At 52.0% G+C, this 15,167-nt stretch carries 17 protein-coding genes; 11 read left to right on the top strand and 6 right to left on the bottom strand.

Annotated elements, in window-relative coordinates; genetic code table 11:
- Nucleotides 1–3 precede the first annotated feature (3 nt).
- From TH19_RS22415 to TH19_RS09670, 11 genes are all read left to right on the top strand, one after another.
- On the top strand, nt 4–204 hold the full coding sequence (locus TH19_RS22415) for a hypothetical protein (protein ID WP_147250746.1): 201 nt from the start codon (nt 4–6) through the stop codon (nt 202–204).
- 215 nt (nt 205–419) lie between these two features.
- The gene (locus TH19_RS09715) at nt 420–2,144 is read left to right on the top strand and encodes a nitrite reductase (protein WP_114102125.1); all 1,725 of its coding nucleotides are present in this window, start codon (nt 420–422) and stop codon (nt 2,142–2,144) included.
- A 73-nt stretch (nt 2,145–2,217) separates the two neighbouring features.
- The gene (cobA, locus tag TH19_RS09710) at nt 2,218–3,045 is read left to right on the top strand and encodes a uroporphyrinogen-III C-methyltransferase (RefSeq protein ID WP_114102124.1); all 828 of its coding nucleotides are present in this window, start codon (nt 2,218–2,220) and stop codon (nt 3,043–3,045) included.
- Between the two features lie 4 nt (nt 3,046–3,049).
- On the top strand, nt 3,050–3,367 hold the full coding sequence (locus TH19_RS09705) for a c-type cytochrome (RefSeq protein WP_114102123.1): 318 nt from the start codon (nt 3,050–3,052) through the stop codon (nt 3,365–3,367).
- On the top strand, nt 3,367–4,590 hold the full coding sequence (locus tag TH19_RS09700) for a cytochrome D1 domain-containing protein (protein WP_258547896.1): 1,224 nt from the start codon (nt 3,367–3,369) through the stop codon (nt 4,588–4,590). The genes TH19_RS09705 and TH19_RS09700 overlap by 1 nt, the downstream gene beginning before the upstream one ends.
- Before the next feature lie 11 nt (nt 4,591–4,601).
- Nucleotides 4,602–5,063: an Lrp/AsnC family transcriptional regulator gene (locus tag TH19_RS09695; protein WP_114102122.1), complete on the top strand. Its 462-nt coding sequence runs from the start codon at nt 4,602–4,604 to the stop codon at nt 5,061–5,063.
- Complete coding sequence (gene ahbB / locus TH19_RS09690; protein WP_114102121.1) at nt 5,054–5,581, top strand: siroheme decarboxylase subunit beta; 528 nt, start codon at nt 5,054–5,056, stop codon at nt 5,579–5,581. Before TH19_RS09695 ends, ahbB (TH19_RS09690) begins: the two co-directional genes overlap by 10 nt.
- Nucleotides 5,568–6,017: an Lrp/AsnC family transcriptional regulator gene (locus tag TH19_RS09685; protein ID WP_114102120.1), complete on the top strand. Its 450-nt coding sequence runs from the start codon at nt 5,568–5,570 to the stop codon at nt 6,015–6,017. The genes ahbB (TH19_RS09690) and TH19_RS09685 overlap by 14 nt, the downstream gene beginning before the upstream one ends.
- Nucleotides 6,014–6,538, top strand: a complete 525-nt coding sequence (gene ahbB / locus TH19_RS09680; RefSeq protein WP_114102119.1) for a siroheme decarboxylase subunit beta — start codon at nt 6,014–6,016, stop codon at nt 6,536–6,538. Before TH19_RS09685 ends, ahbB (TH19_RS09680) begins: the two co-directional genes overlap by 4 nt.
- Nucleotides 6,526–7,779, top strand: a complete 1,254-nt coding sequence (nirJ, locus tag TH19_RS09675; RefSeq protein WP_114102118.1) for a heme d1 biosynthesis radical SAM protein NirJ — start codon at nt 6,526–6,528, stop codon at nt 7,777–7,779. Before ahbB (TH19_RS09680) ends, nirJ begins: the two co-directional genes overlap by 13 nt.
- Nucleotides 7,767–9,374: a nitrite reductase gene (locus TH19_RS09670; protein WP_258547895.1), complete on the top strand. Its 1,608-nt coding sequence runs from the start codon at nt 7,767–7,769 to the stop codon at nt 9,372–9,374. Before nirJ ends, TH19_RS09670 begins: the two co-directional genes overlap by 13 nt.
- 12 nt (nt 9,375–9,386) lie before the next feature.
- Here TH19_RS09670 and TH19_RS09665 read toward each other — a convergent pair whose 3' ends face one another.
- The 6 genes from TH19_RS09665 to TH19_RS09640 form a co-directional block, all read right to left on the bottom strand.
- Entirely contained in the window at nt 9,387–9,746 is a 360-nt protein-coding gene (locus TH19_RS09665) for a cytochrome C oxidase subunit IV family protein (protein ID WP_114102116.1), read from the bottom strand.
- A 6-nt stretch (nt 9,747–9,752) separates the two neighbouring features.
- Entirely contained in the window at nt 9,753–10,346 is a 594-nt protein-coding gene (locus tag TH19_RS09660; RefSeq protein ID WP_258547894.1) for a cytochrome c oxidase subunit 3 family protein, read from the bottom strand.
- A 1-nt stretch (nt 10,347) separates the two neighbouring features.
- Nucleotides 10,348–12,321, bottom strand: a complete 1,974-nt coding sequence (locus TH19_RS09655; protein ID WP_114102115.1) for a nitric oxide reductase activation protein NorD — start codon at nt 12,319–12,321, stop codon at nt 10,348–10,350.
- Between the two features lie 17 nt (nt 12,322–12,338).
- Nucleotides 12,339–13,148 carry a CbbQ/NirQ/NorQ/GpvN family protein gene (locus tag TH19_RS09650; protein WP_114102114.1) on the bottom strand — a complete coding sequence of 270 codons (810 nt, stop codon included), beginning with the start codon at nt 13,146–13,148 and terminating at the stop codon, nt 12,339–12,341.
- A gap of 128 nt (nt 13,149–13,276) precedes the next feature.
- Nucleotides 13,277–14,620 (bottom strand): cbb3-type cytochrome c oxidase subunit I, encoded by a 1,344-nt coding sequence (locus TH19_RS09645; protein ID WP_114102113.1) that lies wholly within the window; start codon nt 14,618–14,620, stop codon nt 13,277–13,279.
- A 26-nt stretch (nt 14,621–14,646) separates the two neighbouring features.
- Nucleotides 14,647–15,099, bottom strand: coding sequence for a c-type cytochrome (locus tag TH19_RS09640; RefSeq protein WP_114102112.1), 453 nt, complete (start codon nt 15,097–15,099; stop codon nt 14,647–14,649).
- Nucleotides 15,100–15,167 lie beyond the last annotated feature (68 nt).

Here is a 15,167-nt window from a genome sequence, read left to right as displayed (position 1 = left end):
GCTTTGCCCGAAGAACAGTGGAAAAAGCAAAATGTCTTCGGGGCTTTTCGCCTGAACATCGGCGAGAACCGCCGAAATATTTGGTTTCCCCCGCAAAAACCCAAGCCCGACATCAAAGTGTGGCAGGCGTTGATGAAGAAGTACTTTCAACAAACCACCGGGCGCACTGCAGGTATTTTGTGCACCATGCGCAACTATAATTAAGGTAGGGGCACAAAACGCCATTTGGGACCTCTCTTGCCGGGAGAGGACAGTCTTGTTCAGTTTCCCGGAACGGGTATTGACTCCGGTCAAACTTGAACAACTCAAAACCATAAATTCTGTATGGGTATTTGACCACCATCAAGGCTGCTTAGAGGGAATAGGTAAACTCTCCGCGCTTGGGAGCGATAGCTTTCAAGACCTTAATGGAGGGACGCATGTTACTCACAGCACGGCTAAGACGGACCGCAGCTCCGATTGCGCTTGGTTTTGGCCTTATCTTTGCTTCATCCGCTTTTGCCCAGGACACCCACTCCGAAGGCACCAGCACATATGAACCCAGTCTGGATTCACTCCCTACCGAGGGGAACCAGCCCGGCGTTCATGCGGGTGTACCGACCATGACAACCGAGGAGTTTGATCAGGGTCGCAAGATCTTCTTTGAACGTTGTGCAGGTTGCCACGGTGTTTTGCGCAATGGTGCAACAGGCCCGGCTTTGACCACGGACCGTACACGCGAACTTGGTTACGACTATCTCCATGATTTCATCACTTATGGATCACCTGCTGGTATGCCGAACTGGGGAACGTCCGGCGAACTCAGCGAAGAGCAGGTCGACATCATGGCACGCTATGTGATGCAAGACCCGCCCCAACCCCCGGAATGGGGTATGGCCGCGATGAAAGAAAGCTGGAAAGTCTTCATCCCTGTTGACCAGCGTCCAACCAAAAAGATGAACGATCTGGATATCGAGAATCTGTTCTCGGTGACATTGCGTGATGCCGGTCAGATCGCCCTGATTGATGGCAACGACTACAAGATCAAATATGTCATCGACACCGGATATGCTGTGCACATTTCCCGTGTTTCGGCATCCGGCCGTTATTTGTTTGTGATTGGCCGTGATGCCAAGATCGACATGATCGATCTTTGGATGAAAGACCCGAAAGTTGTTGCGACGCTGAAAGTCGGTCTCGAAGCCCGTTCTGTCGAAACATCGAAAATGAAGGGTTGGGAAGATAAATACGCGATTGCCGGTTCCTATTGGCCACCGCAATTCACGATCATGGATGGCGAAACACTCGAACCGCTTGAAATTGTGTCAACCCGCGGCATGACAACAGATGAAAAGGAATATCATCCAGAGCCACGTGTCGCCGCGATTGTTTCATCGCACTACAACCCGGAATTCGTGGTCAACGTCAAGGAAACCGGCCAGGTTCTTCTTGTGAACTACGAAGACCTTGATGCATTGCAAATCACAGCAATTGATGCTGAACGCTTCCTTCATGATGGCGGATTCGATGCAAGTGGCCGCTACTTCCTTGTCGCTGCCAACGCCCGCAACACAGTCGCGGTCATCGATACCAAGGATCGTGTTCTGACCAAACTTGTTGAGGTCGGAACCACGCCGCATCCGGGACGCGGTGCAAACTTCGTTCACCCGAAACTGGGACCGGTCTGGGCAACCAGCCATCTTGGTGACGAAACCATCGCCCTGATCGGTACTGACCCGGAAAACCACCCGGACAATGCCTGGAAAATGGCGGCCTCTATCGAAGGGCAAGGTGGCGGATCCCTGTTCATCAAAACCCACCCTAAATCCACAAACCTTTGGGTAGACACACCTTTGAACTCTGATGCCGAAATCTATCAGTCGGTTGCAGTGTTCAATATCAACGACCTTGATGCCGGATTTGACATCCTTCCGATTGCCGAATGGGCCGATGTCGGCGAAGGCGCGAAACGTGTCGTTCAGGGCGAATACAACAAACAGGGAACTGAAATCTGGTTCTCTGTCTGGAACGGCAAAGCTGAAAAATCGGCCATCGTCGTGGTCGATGACAAAACCCGCAAGCTCAAGAAAGTCATTAAAGATGATCGTCTTGTGACCCCGACCGGGAAATTCAACGTCTACAACACCCAACACGATATCTACTGACCGTGTGGCGCCGGGGACCCCAGTGGTCCCCGGACTTCCGTGCATTTGGATAATCCCCGAAAGGAAAACTGCCATGAGCAAACCGGGAAATATCTATCTTGTTGGTGCCGGACCAGGAGACCCGGAACTGCTGACAATCAAAGCCGCACGTCTGTTGGACCGTGCGGATGTTGTCGTCTATGACCGGCTTGTTTCTGAAGATATTCTTGATCTGGTCAATCCGTTTGCCGAACGCATTTATGTTGGTAAATCAACAGGGCGACATAGCCTGAAACAATGTGAAATCAACACATTGCTGGTTCACTTGGCGTATTCCCACCAACATATCGTCCGGCTAAAGGGCGGTGATCCCTATATTTTCGGGCGCGGCGGAGAAGAAGCTGAGCATCTCAGTTTTCATAACATCCCGTTCGAAGTTATTCCCGGCATTACCGCAGCTGCCGGTTGCATGGCGAAACTCAACCTGCCATTGACCCATCGCGGACTGGCAAGCGGTGTACGCTTTGTGACCGGGCATATGCAGGCCGATGCCGTTCCGAGCCATGACTGGCGATCACTGGCCGACCCCGATACGACACTTGCCATTTATATGGGGGTGAAAACCATGCCCCTGATCGCGGGCAAACTGATGGAACATGGCCTGTCAGACCAGACGCCGACAATGATCATTGAAAATGGCTCCACTTTGGAACAACGCCATTTACGCACAACGCTGGGGCGGCTTTGTACCGATCTGGAACGTATACAAATTTCGCCGCCCTGCATGATTGTCATCGGGCGGGTCATTTCCCTTGCCGATCGGTTGCAACCACCTCTTTGTGATTTGATCGCAGTGGACAGACTTGATCACCCGACCCCGGCACATTCCGACAAAGGCCTGCATTATGCGAAAACAGCATAAATACATGCTGCTTGCGACCTTGGGATGGAGCTTGGCGATACCCGCCCCGTCCCAGTCGCAGGAAATTGTGCACGACAAGGCACCAGCACAGCTTGAACGGATGGTGCGCCAAGATTGTGGTTCGTGTCACGGAATGACCTTCAAGGGCGGGCTTGGCTCGCCTTTGCTGCCCGAAAATCTGATCGCCTACAGCATCGATGATCTGACCACCATCATTCTTGATGGCCTTCCCGGAACAGCCATGCCGCCCTGGCGCGCCGTTGTCTCGCAACGTGACGCGATCTGGATGGCGCAATATCTGAAACAAGGAGGAAACAACTGATGGATCAATTACCTCCCACCCGCGAACGCCAGACAGTGGGCACAACCATGCGCAATTGTGTTGTTGCATGTTGCGTCCTGTTCCTTGGCGCGTGTTCATCAGCGCCTTCTTCATTACGTGGCACAGCCGATCTTGCCACAGTGATCGCCCGGGCAGACGGACAGGTCGCCATTCTTGATACAACCGCCCATCAATGGACCGGAAAAGTTGCGGGGCTTGGCGATTTGTCCCACGCATCCATCGTTTATTCCCGTAACGGGCAATTTGCGTTTGTGTTTGGCCGCGACGGCGGTCTGACCAAGGTTGATATCCTTAATCAGACGATTGTTGGTCGCGCCATGCAGGCCGGCAACAGCATCGGCGGCGCCATAAGCCAGGACGGCAAACTTGTTGCAGTTGCCAATTACGAACCCGGTGGCGTTCGGGTCTTTGACAGTCAAACACTCGATCTGGTTGCCGATATCCCGGCAACAATCGGCAAAGGTCCCGACCGTTCAAAAGTGGTCGGACTGGTCGATGCACCGGGCAACCGGTTTGTTTTTAGTCTTTGGGATTCCGGTGAAATCTGGATTGTTGATTTTTCGTCTGGCACGACACCTGAAATCACCCGCTTTGAGAATATCGGCACACAACCCTATGACGCTCTGATTACACCTGACGGTCGGTATTACATTGCCGGACTGTTTGGTGAAGACGGTATGGTGATGATTGACCTGTGGCATCCTGAAAATGGGGTGCGCCGTATTCTTGATCATTATGGCAAAGGTGAAACTCGACTTCCTGTCTACAAAATGCCCCATCTCGAAGGTTGGGCAGTGGCAGGAAAACAGGCATTTGTCCCGGCAGTTGGACGCCATGAAGTTCTGGTAATTGATACAGACAGCTGGAAAGAGACCGGTCGAATTGCAGTTCATGGGCAGCCGGTTTTCGTAATGGCGCACCCGGATGGCAAGCATGTATGGGTCAACTTTTCCGTACCTGATTATGACACCGTTCAGATCATTGATACCGAAAGTCTGGAAATCAGTGGCGAGCTCAAACCCGGAACCGGTGTTCTGCATATGGAATTCAGTCCGCGCGGTGATCAGGTGTGGCTGTCGGTTCGCGATGACAACAAGGTCATTGGCTATAACCCCTATACCTTAACCCGGTTTGCCGAACTTCCTCTGCCCAGCCCCAGCGGTATTTTCATGTCGCATCGGGCCGGTCAAACCGGCTTATAAGGAGGCAGATCGTGGACAAAACCCTTAGCCCGATCCAGCGTCGTCTGATTGATGTCTGTCAGCACAATTTTCCGATTGAACCCGATCCATATTCCACGCTTGCCACTAAGCTTGGATGCGATGAGGCCACCGTCATTGACGCGTTCAAAGACTTGAAGGCCAAAGGATATCTGGCACGTATCGGCGCGACCTATGCAACGGGTCGTATTGGTGCATCGACCTTGGCGGCGATGGAAGTTCCCGAAGCCGACATAGAAAAAGTTGCGCAAAAACTCGGCCGCTTTACCGAAATCAATCACAACTACGAACGGGAAGATAAACTCAATTTATGGTTCGTGGTCACAGCAGCCGACCAGCCAACATTGACCCGTACCATCCGCGATATCGAGATTGTAACCAGCCTTAAGGTTCATCGGATGCCAATGGTGGAACATTACAGGCTTGATTTGGGTTTTGCTCTGCAATGGAACTGACAGCACTGCAACATCAGCTGATTGAAGAACTTCGGAACGGACTTCCGATTTGTTCACATCCCTATCGGACCCTTGCCGACAGTATTGGCACGTCTGAAGCCGATGTCATGAATGCCCTTCATCAATTGATGCAGGACGGTTTGATCAACAGGTTCGGTGCCATCCTGCGTCACAGAGCATTGGGTTACCAGGCAAATGCAATGTGCGTCTTTGACATCCCCGATCAGGATGTCCGCGACATTGGCAAAAGGATGGCGGCACTGTCCTATGTCACCCTGTGTTATCAGCGCGAACGGGTCCCCGGCATCTGGCCGTTCAATCTGTATTGCATGATACATGGCCGCGAAAAAATGATTGTTCGGGCACAAATCCGACACATGGTCGCACAGCTCGGCCTGACAGATGTGCCGCAAAAAGTCCTGTTCAGCAAACGTTGCTTTGCCCAGCACGCAGGCAAATACAGCCTCTCTCCAACCAGCAGTGTTATTCCAGCAGGAGAGCAACATGAACCAGCTTGAACGTGATTTGCTTAACAATCTTCAGGGTGGATTTCCCATCTGCCCTCATCCTTTCCGACTTTTGGCAGAACGATTGGGATATTCGGAAGAAACCGTCATCAAAGGTGTCAAAAACCTAATATCAGACGGATATGTCAGCCGTTTCGGCCCCCTTTTCAACACAGAGAAACTTGGCGGTGCTGTCACACTTGCAGCAATGTCGGTTCCTCCTGAACGCTTTGATGCCGTTGCCGAGCAAGTCAATTCTTTTGAAGAAGTTGCCCATAATTACGAACGGGAAGACCATCTGAATATGTGGTTTGTCGTTCTGGCATGTGATGAAAACATGCTCGAAAATGTACTGCATCAGATCGAGGAAAAAACCGGTCTGAACGTCCTGAACTTCCCGAAAGAGAAAGAGTATTTTCTCGAACTCAAGCTGGAGGTTCCGCAATGAACATCCCGGATGATCTTCCTGAACTTGATGGAATTGATCAGGCCCTGATCCGTGCGACCCAAACCGGCCTACCGATCAGTTCAACCCCATATAGCGATATCGGACTTGGGCTTGGCCTTAGTCCCGATGTGGTAGAACAACGCATCCAACGGATGCTTGATGTCGGCATCATTCGGCGCATCGGGATCATTCCCAATCATTACAAGCTGGGTTACCAAGCAAACGGTATGAGCGTCTGGGACATAGAAGATCAGCTCGTTGATCAGGTGGGGGAACAGATCGGCGCGCTTGATTTTGTGTCCCACTGTTACCGCCGCCCACGGCATTTGCCCGAATGGCCGTTTAACCTGTTCGCAATGGTTCACGGTACATCGCGGGATGTTGTTGAGGCACATGTTGCCGAAATACGTGATCTTCTTGGTGATGCAGCACGTGATCATCGCATTCTTTACAGCCGCCGTATTCTCAAGAAAACCGGTCTGCGCTGGCACAAGGGCGGAGAACGCAAATGTTGCGACTAAGCCAATATATCCGAACCGCAATTCAGATATCTGACAGCTCTGTTCCGGAAATCCCCGATAGACGTTCACGTGCGCCGTTGCAAAATCGCGGTCCTGTGGTGATCTGGAACCTGATCCGGCGTTGCAATCTGACATGCCGTCATTGTTATGCATCCGCCGTCGATAAAGATTTCCCGGGTGAACTGACCACCGCGCAAGTTTTCAAAACGATGGAAAATCTGCGTGATTTCAATGTCCCGGTATTAATCCTGTCCGGCGGCGAACCTCTTATGCGGCCGGATATTTTTGACATCTCGGCATATGCCAAGGAACTTGGTTTTTATGTCGCACTTTCAAGTAACGGCACCCTGATTGACGACAAGAACATCGATCAGATCGCAAATGCCAATTACGACTATGTCGGGATCAGCCTGGACGGCCTTCACGAAACCCATGACTATTTTCGCCGTCTGGAGGGTGGTTTCGATCTGGCATTACGCGGTGCACGTCTTTGTCGGGATGCAGACTTGCCTGTTGGCATTCGTTTTACCATGACACGGGAAAACTATCAGGACCTTCCCGGCCTTCTTGATCTTGTTGAACGAGAACAGATAGACAAGTTCTATTTCTCGCATCTGAACTATGCTGGACGGGGAAATCACAACCGCAAGGATCATGCCTTCTACAACATGACGCGCGAGGCATTATTAATGATATTTGCCCGCTGCGAAGCTGAAATCAAAGCCGGCATTCACCGTGATTATGTCACGGGTAACAATGATGCCGATGGTGTGTTTCTGAAGTTCTGGATTGATCAAAATTACCCCGCCGCGTCCGAGAAAATTGGCAATCTGCTGAAACGCTGGGGTGGTAATGCGTCAGGCGTCAATGTTGCCAATATTGACAATCTTGGCAATGTCCACCCCGACACCATGTGGTGGCAACATACGCTTGGCAATGTTTTGCAACGTCCGTTTTCAGACATCTGGCAGGACACGAGTGACCCTTTGCTGGCCGGTTTAAAGCAACGACCGCGCGCCGTCGGGGGACGCTGCGGCGAATGCAAATATCTCGAGATTTGCGGCGGCAACACACGTACCCGCGCCTATCAGCTGACAGGTGATCCCTGGGCAGAAGATCCGGGGTGTTATCTTGATGATGGGGAACTTGGCATATCCGGACAGTACGAACGGATCAAAACAGTTCCCTTTGCTGCGACCAAACGACAGGGTCAGGTGGAGTACCCATCATGCCCAAGGTAACTTTTCAGCCATTCCGCTCGACACTGATGGCTGCGACAATGCTGATCTGCTTTCAGGCAGTGGCACGGGCCGATGATGCAGCATTAACATCATCACAATTTGCAGACGCCAACGCACTTTATGGAACGCATTGTGCCGCTTGCCACAACGGGGATCGACTTGGCGGGATGGGGCCAGCATTGTTGCCCGAAAGCCTTACGCGATTGCGCGGCAGCATGCTGAACGATGTTATTTCAAATGGACGGGCCGCAACGCAGATGCCGGCATTCGATCAAGTCCTGAACAAGACAGAGATTGATCTTTTGGCAAGCTGGTTGCGCCAACCACTTTCAGAAACGCCATCCTGGAATATGGCCAACATCATCGACAGCCACACCGTGTTCGTCGAACCCAATCAGTTGCCGGTCAAACCGAAGTTCACGGCCGATCCGTTAAATCTGTTTACCGTGGTCGAGGCCGGCGATCACCATATCACCATTCTTGATGGCGACACCTTTACGCCCCTTGATCGATTTCCTACCCGGTTTGCCCTTCATGGAGGTGCTAAATATTCCCCGGATGGCCGGTTTGTCTATCTGGCCTCACGCGATGGCTGGGTCCAGATGTACGATCTGTATTCCCTTCAAACCGTTGCCGAAATCCGCGTCGGGGTGAACACCCGCAACGTTGCGGTGTCGGACGACGGACGATACCTGATGGCGGGCAATATGTTACCCCATACACTGGTTTTGCTTGATGCCCGTGATCTACGCCCGATCAAACAGATCCCGGTGGATGGGGACCACGGCCAATCATCACGCGTTTCTGCGGTTTATACAGCACCCCCAAGACAAAGCTTCATTATCGCCCTGAAAGATTTTCCCGAAGTCTGGGAAATATCCTATGCCGATACTCCGCAACCGGTTTATCCAGGCTTTGTCCATAATTACGAAGCAAACATGGTCGAAGCACTTGATGTCCAATATGGCCCGTTCCCGGTTCGACGCATCCGGCTTGATGACGGGTTGGACGATTTCTTTTTTGATCAGGATTACCGTTATCTGGTGGGGGCGGCGCGCAATGGACGCGACGGACAGGTCATCAACCTGAATATCGGACGCAAAATTGCCGATATTGCCCTTGAAGGCATGCCCCATCTTGGTTCCGGCATTACCTTTGAGTATCAAGGTCGGCCGGTTCTTGCCACCCCGCACCTCAAAGATCCGAAAATCAGCGTCATTGATATGGAAAGCTGGGAAACGATCAAGGTCATCGAGACACTGGGCCCGGGCTTCTTTACCCGCAGTCATGAAAACACGCCCTATGCCTGGGTCGATGTGTTTTTCGGGCCAAACAAGGATGCCGTACATATCATCGACAAACGGACCCTCGAAATTGTCAAAACCTTGCGCCCGGAACCGGGAAAAGTGGCCGCCCATGTCGAATTTGATCGCAGTGGAACACACGCACTGCTTTCGATCTGGGATGATGACGGTGCGGTGATTGTTTACGACGCCAATACGTTTGAAGAAATCAAACGCCTGCCGATGAAAAAGCCGGTTGGCAAATACAATGTCTTTAACAAGATCACCTACTCGGAAGGCACCAGCCACTAGAGCTGAGCGCAATCAGCTTGCTGCTTGGGGCGTCATCAGGATCACCACGCCCTGAGCAGCAAGAACACCAAGAAAAATAACAATCAGAAATGCAATAAACATCGCCCGCCAACTGCCCGCGGCAGGGCCAAGACCAAGATAATATCGCAAAATCAACGCGGCCTTGATGCATCCGACCGCAACGATAAATCCTGTGGCAAACATGTTTAGCGTGATTGGTTCAACCGCATTGTCACCCAGTGCCAGAATGACTGCGATCAATGTTGTGATGCTTGCGATCCCCCAAACGACGCAAGCAGTGCGTACAGAGGCGATGCATGAACCGGCCATATCGATGGCCGCAACATCGGTGATCTCAAGACTCTTTTTCATATGCCCTTACCGCACCAGATAGATCACCGGGAAAACAAGGACCCAGACCATATCGACCATGTGCCAGAATGCCGCACCGGTTTCGACATTGATCCGGCTTGGCCAGATTGCAACAACCATCAATATTCCGATCCCCAGAACAACATGCAGGGCATGAAACCCGGTGATCAGAAAATAAAGTGTGAAAAACGTGCTGCTTTCAAGACCGATACCGGCATCAAACTTTGCCCTATACTCGATCATCTTGATGATAAGAAAGATTGCACCGCCAAGCGATGCCAGAACAAGCCAAAGCCGAGAACGGCATATGTTACCCGTATTCACCGCCTGGATGGCAAAGACTGCAAAAAGACCGCTGGTAAGAAGCACAAGTGTATTGATGCCACCGGCAAGACGATCAAGCTGCATCTGATCCTGAGCAAACCCTTGTGGATCAACAACGCGCGCGCCCGAAAATGTCAGAAGAAACGCGCCAAAAACCACCAGTTCCGACAAAATCAGAACCCACATGATCGGGTGACCGGGCAAAAGTTCCAGTCCACCCCAGGATGCCGTGTCGTTATCTTCTGCGCCTGAACTCAGTTGGGTTTGGGCCGTCATGTCAGCACACCAGTTGTCGATAGATGCGCGGCAATGCGGCCGGAAGATTTTCAAGCCGTGCAACGATGGCATGACCACCCGCACCAAAAATATAGGGGAAATAATCCTGGGCCCTGCGATCCACCGTCACACCGAAAAGTCCCAGCCCCGCTTTGCGACACTCGCGAACAGCGCGACGGCTGTCTTCGATGCCATAACGCCCTTCGTAATGATCAATATCGTTGGGCTTGCCATCGGTAATCACCAACATCAACCGATGTTGATGCGGACGTTCTTCGAGCAATTTTCCCATATGGCGAATGGCTGTGCCAAGGCGGGTATAGTAACCGGGTCTTAGTTTTTGAATGCGCTGCTGGCATAGCGGTGACCAGTTTTCATCAAAGCCCTTAATTGCATTGATGCGCACCCATTCGCGCCTGCGCGAAGTGAAACTGTAAACCCCGAAATCATCGCCACAGGCATCCAGTCCACTGGCAAGAACCGACAAGGCCTGCTTTTCAACATCAAGTACACGGTTGTCCTTGATCCAGGCATCCGTTGAAAGTGACACGTCGATCAAAACAGCCACCGACAAATCGCGAGCGCGACGGACAGTATTCAGATAAATGCGGTTATTAAGTTCCCCACTGCCCTGACGGTCACATTGGGCACGGACAAGGGCTTCAAGATCGAGTTCGGAACCATCGAACTGCCCGCGCAAAACTTGATGCCGGGGGCGGAATGCCTCGAACTGACGCCGGATCTTGCGGATCTGCTGACGTTCCAGTTCCCCCGGTTGCCAGATATCTGTGTCGCTGACGGTTTCATCACCCGATTGCATGACCACTTTACAAAAGTCCGGGCGATAGCTTTGTTGACGGTAATCCCATTCCGGATAGGTCCATTCACCTATCAGCTTGCCGTCATCCGCATCACGCGGCGGAAGATCAAGATCAAAGCGAAGCTTGGTAGCAGCTTTCCGTTTGCAGTCGGAAATCTCCATTTCCTCAAGCTCGTCTGCTGCCTTGCGGGCATCCTGTTCGTCTTCGTCATCCATTGGCCGGTTCACATTGACCATTTCAGCAATCGAAATGATTTTCTCAAACCGGTTCAGTGCCAGCGGATCATTGCGACCCGCCTGATCATTCTTGCGTCGACGGGCACGCTTTTTTCGTTCCTGATTTCCGTCTTGTGCCTGCTCATCCGTTTCATCGGGATCATTGTCGTTACTCCGACTGGAGGTTCCGACACAGATTGCCTCCCCCCATAAAGGAACCGGAAGGAACGGCGCATAACGGTGTGGCCTTAAGCCGGATGCAGCGATCAGTTCAGAAATTTCAGCTTCGTTTTGACAACATGCATCAAGCAAAGCCTGAAACGGGTTTTCTATCCCGGTATCCCCGCCGCGCAGAAATGCCAGAACACAGTCTTCAACTTTCTGTTCAAGTGCAGGCAAACGCCGAGCCGGTCGCAATTGACAAAACGCGGCGTAAAGTCGATTGCGCATCGCGGCAATACCGGGAAATACCTGTTGCAAGGCCCGGTCTGTTTGCATCGCATGAACAAGCCGCAAGATATCGGATGCAAAGGGATCGTGCTTTATCGCGTCCGGGACCCGTATCGGAGATGACGTCGCAAACCACGCCATATACCAGATATACAGATCACGATTAAGCGCAGGTGACGGAAACAATGCAATCGCAGGCGGCATTTTCACTGCAATCTCGTTCATTTCCGCCATTGCAATCTGTTCGTCCACCAGACCGATCCGTTGCCGCCAACCCAGTCTATGGGTTGAGACCCGTTTATCGATTTGAGAAAATTCAAGCGCAGGGTTACCGCCCAGTGCCCGAAACAGGACAGGTAAACTTGCCCGAAGTTCGGAAAAACGGACGGCACTTTCGGTATATTCGCGATAGCTTTCCTGATTGCGCGATGCAATCCGGTGCCACAACATCCCGACCTGTTCTTCAAATTCCAGAAAATCGAAACTCATGTCATCGCCCCCGGTGCTTAACCACGAATGATGCCAATGGCTTCATGCAAGCCAGCTTTGATGTCTGCATCATCGCTTAGCGGTTCTACGATGGCGGCCTTTACCGCATCATCAAAGGACACACCGGCTTTTAAAAGTGTCGCACAATAGATCAGCAACCGGGTTGAGGCCGCTTCTTCCAGATCAACACCGGCAAGGTTTCGGATTGCACCGGCAATACGCACCAGAATTTCGGCGGCATCGTGATCAATACCGGTTTCACGCATCAGAATATCGGTTTCGGTCCGGGCGTCCGGGAAATCAAACTCTGCGGCCAGAAAACGTTGACGCGTTGATGGTTTGAGCTGCTTGAGAAGGTTCTGATATCCGGGGTTATAAGACACCACGAGCATGAAATTATCCGGCGCCTCTAGAAGTTCCCCGGTGCGATCAAGTGGCAGCAAACGCCGGTCATCGGTTAAAGGATGAAGCACCACGGTAACGTCTTTGCGTGCTTCGACAACTTCATCCAAATAACAAATTCCGCCATGACGGACAGCCCGCGTCAAAGGCCCGTCAACCCAGACAGTTTCCCCGCCCTTGATCAGGTAGCGTCCCGTTAAATCAGCTGCTGTCAAATCGTCGTGACACGATACGGTATAAAGCGGGACGCCAAGTTTGGCCGCCATGTGCGAGACAAAGCGCGTCTTCCCGCATCCTGTTGGCCCCTTTAGCAAAAGCGGCAATTTACGCTGCCAGGCAGTTTCGAAAAGTTGCTCTTCGTGACCGGTGGCCTGATAGAAGGGAACATCGGCTTTGGGTGTGAATTCCTTAAGGGCGCTGGACATCTCTGTGCTCCTGTCGCTCGATAACCCGAAAAACATAACGGCCGGTTAGCGGGAACCAACCGGCCGTTATCCGCAGCATGTCTCGGCTTATAAAAAGCACGAAATACGACACACTGACTTGATTGCCGTCATTCGGCGGGTTGACTGATCTTTGCCCGGACAGAAGCGGCACGCGGCGGCACCACCAAAGCCCAGATAATGAAGGTCACCCCGATCAAAACAGCAATCCCCGATCCCAACCGCATCCAGTAGAACAAGGCGACCTGATCCTGGACGTCCATGTAATTCATGCCCAGAACACGTTGCAGGTGAGTTTGAACAACACCGGCAAAGGTCAGGGTAAAGGTCATGAATGCCATGCCACTGGTCGTAATCCAGAACCCCCACATATTGAGCTGCTGGTTATAGGGTTCGCGCCCGCGCAGGTAAGGAAGTGCATAGGTAAATATCGCGAGATTGAGCATCACATAGGCCCCGTAAAAGGCCAGATGTCCATGTGCCGCGGTTACCTGGGTGCCATGCGTGTAATAGTTGATCGACGACAGGGTATGCATGAAACCCCACACACCTGCGCCAAAGAACGCCATGACCGAACATCCCAAAGACCACAACAATGCGGACTTGTTCGGATGATCCCGCCCGCCTTTCCAAACCATGTAGAAACAGAACACCACCATGGCAAAGAATGGCACGACCTCAAGCGTCGAGAACACGTTGCCAATCCACTGCCAGTAACCCGGCGTTCCGATCCAGTAATAATGGTGTCCGGTACCCAGAATGCCGGTAAACAGCGTCAGCGAGACCATGACATAAAGCCATTTCTCGACCACTTCACGGTCGACACCGGTCATCTTGATCATCAGAAACGCCAGAATTGACGCCATGATCAGTTCCCAAACGCCTTCGACCCAAAGGTGAACGACGTACCACCAGTACATTTTATCCACCGCCAGATTTGACGGGTTATAAAATGCAAACAGGAACAACAGGGCGACAAACCACAGCGCGACCATCAACACGTTGGAAACAGCAGTTTTCCGACCTTTAAGCAAGGTCATGGTCGTGTTGTAGAGGAACATAAGCGCCACAACAACAATACCGACCTTGATCGGCAAGGGCTGTTCAAGGAACTCTCGTCCTTCGTGGATGCCAAAGATATAACCGACAACAGCCGCACCGGCTGCAATCAGGAACAACCAGAACTGGATGATTGCCAGTTTCGGGCTGTGGATTTCGGTTTCGCATTCTTCGGGAAGCAGATAATAAGCCGCCCCGAAATAGCCCATCAACAACCACACAATCAATGCGTTGGTGTGGATCATCCGGATAACGTTAAACGGCAATATTTCAGAAAACAGATTCGGCAAGACATAGACAGTGCCGGCAACGACACCAAACAGAATCTGGGCTGCGAACAATGCCAGTGCGCCATATATGTAATACAGCGCTACCTTTTGTGATTGATATTTCATTGTAGCCTCGTTTCCTTCAAAACCGGTTATCCCGCCTCGTTTGGCGGCCAGTTCTGGGTATCGATTTCACTGGTCCATTTCAGGAAGTCGACCAATTCATCAAGTTCCCGATCTGTCAGGTTGAACTGCGGCATTTGGCGGCGGCCCTCAATTCCGCTCGGCTGGGCTTGCATCCATGCTTTAAGCATGTCGCGTGCTCCTTCCGGGTCATCCTTTCCGCCATAACGCACCCAGACATTGCCAAGCTCGGGCGCGAAATAGGCACCTTCCCCCAACAATGTGTGACAATTGATGCAGGAATTGCGTTCCCAGATATGCTTGCCCGCCACTACCGATTCCGTCAGCGTGTCTTCGTTGGTTGACTCGTTAACGATGTAGTTGTGACTGTGCAAAGTCAGTCCAAGAAAGATGACCAGAAAGAAGATCGTCCCGCCGTAGAAAATGTTTCGGGCAGCAGATTTTGTCAGACGCTCCGACATGTGAACGAATCCTCACTCCGATTGACAACTCATTGCCGCTCTGTCCCCAAAACGGCATCGTCGCATCT

The organism is Thalassospira profundimaris (assembly GCF_003326675.1).
Classification (GTDB): Bacteria; Pseudomonadota; Alphaproteobacteria; order Rhodospirillales; family Thalassospiraceae; genus Thalassospira; species Thalassospira aquimaris.
The sequence above is the reverse complement of the archived record's forward strand: the minus strand, read 5'-3'. Positions and strand labels throughout refer to the sequence as shown.

Excerpts from the sequence above, each read along its gene's own strand:
- ahbB (WP_114102119.1), top strand. The coding sequence starts at position 6,014 with ATGAACATCCCGGATGATCTTCCTGAACTTGATGGAATTGATCAGGCC.
- TH19_RS09655 (WP_114102115.1), bottom strand. The coding sequence starts at position 12,321 with ATGAGTTTCGATTTTCTGGAATTTGAAGAACAGGTCGGGATGTTGTGG.
- TH19_RS09650 (WP_114102114.1), bottom strand. The coding sequence starts at position 13,148 with ATGTCCAGCGCCCTTAAGGAATTCACACCCAAAGCCGATGTTCCCTTC.
- TH19_RS09645 (WP_114102113.1), bottom strand. The coding sequence starts at position 14,620 with ATGAAATATCAATCACAAAAGGTAGCGCTGTATTACATATATGGCGCA.
- TH19_RS09665 (WP_114102116.1), bottom strand. The coding sequence starts at position 9,746 with ATGAAAAAGAGTCTTGAGATCACCGATGTTGCGGCCATCGATATGGCC.
- TH19_RS09670 (WP_258547895.1), top strand. The coding sequence starts at position 7,767 with ATGCCCAAGGTAACTTTTCAGCCATTCCGCTCGACACTGATGGCTGCG.
- TH19_RS09640 (WP_114102112.1), bottom strand. The coding sequence starts at position 15,099 with ATGTCGGAGCGTCTGACAAAATCTGCTGCCCGAAACATTTTCTACGGC.
- nirJ (WP_114102118.1), top strand. The coding sequence starts at position 6,526 with ATGTTGCGACTAAGCCAATATATCCGAACCGCAATTCAGATATCTGAC.
- ahbB (WP_114102121.1), top strand. The coding sequence starts at position 5,054 with ATGGAACTGACAGCACTGCAACATCAGCTGATTGAAGAACTTCGGAAC.
- TH19_RS09705 (WP_114102123.1), top strand. The coding sequence starts at position 3,050 with ATGCTGCTTGCGACCTTGGGATGGAGCTTGGCGATACCCGCCCCGTCC.
- TH19_RS09685 (WP_114102120.1), top strand. The coding sequence starts at position 5,568 with ATGAACCAGCTTGAACGTGATTTGCTTAACAATCTTCAGGGTGGATTT.
- TH19_RS09715 (WP_114102125.1), top strand. The coding sequence starts at position 420 with ATGTTACTCACAGCACGGCTAAGACGGACCGCAGCTCCGATTGCGCTT.
- TH19_RS09660 (WP_258547894.1), bottom strand. The coding sequence starts at position 10,346 with ATGACGGCCCAAACCCAACTGAGTTCAGGCGCAGAAGATAACGACACG.
- cobA (WP_114102124.1), top strand. The coding sequence starts at position 2,218 with ATGAGCAAACCGGGAAATATCTATCTTGTTGGTGCCGGACCAGGAGAC.
- TH19_RS09700 (WP_258547896.1), top strand. The coding sequence starts at position 3,367 with ATGGATCAATTACCTCCCACCCGCGAACGCCAGACAGTGGGCACAACC.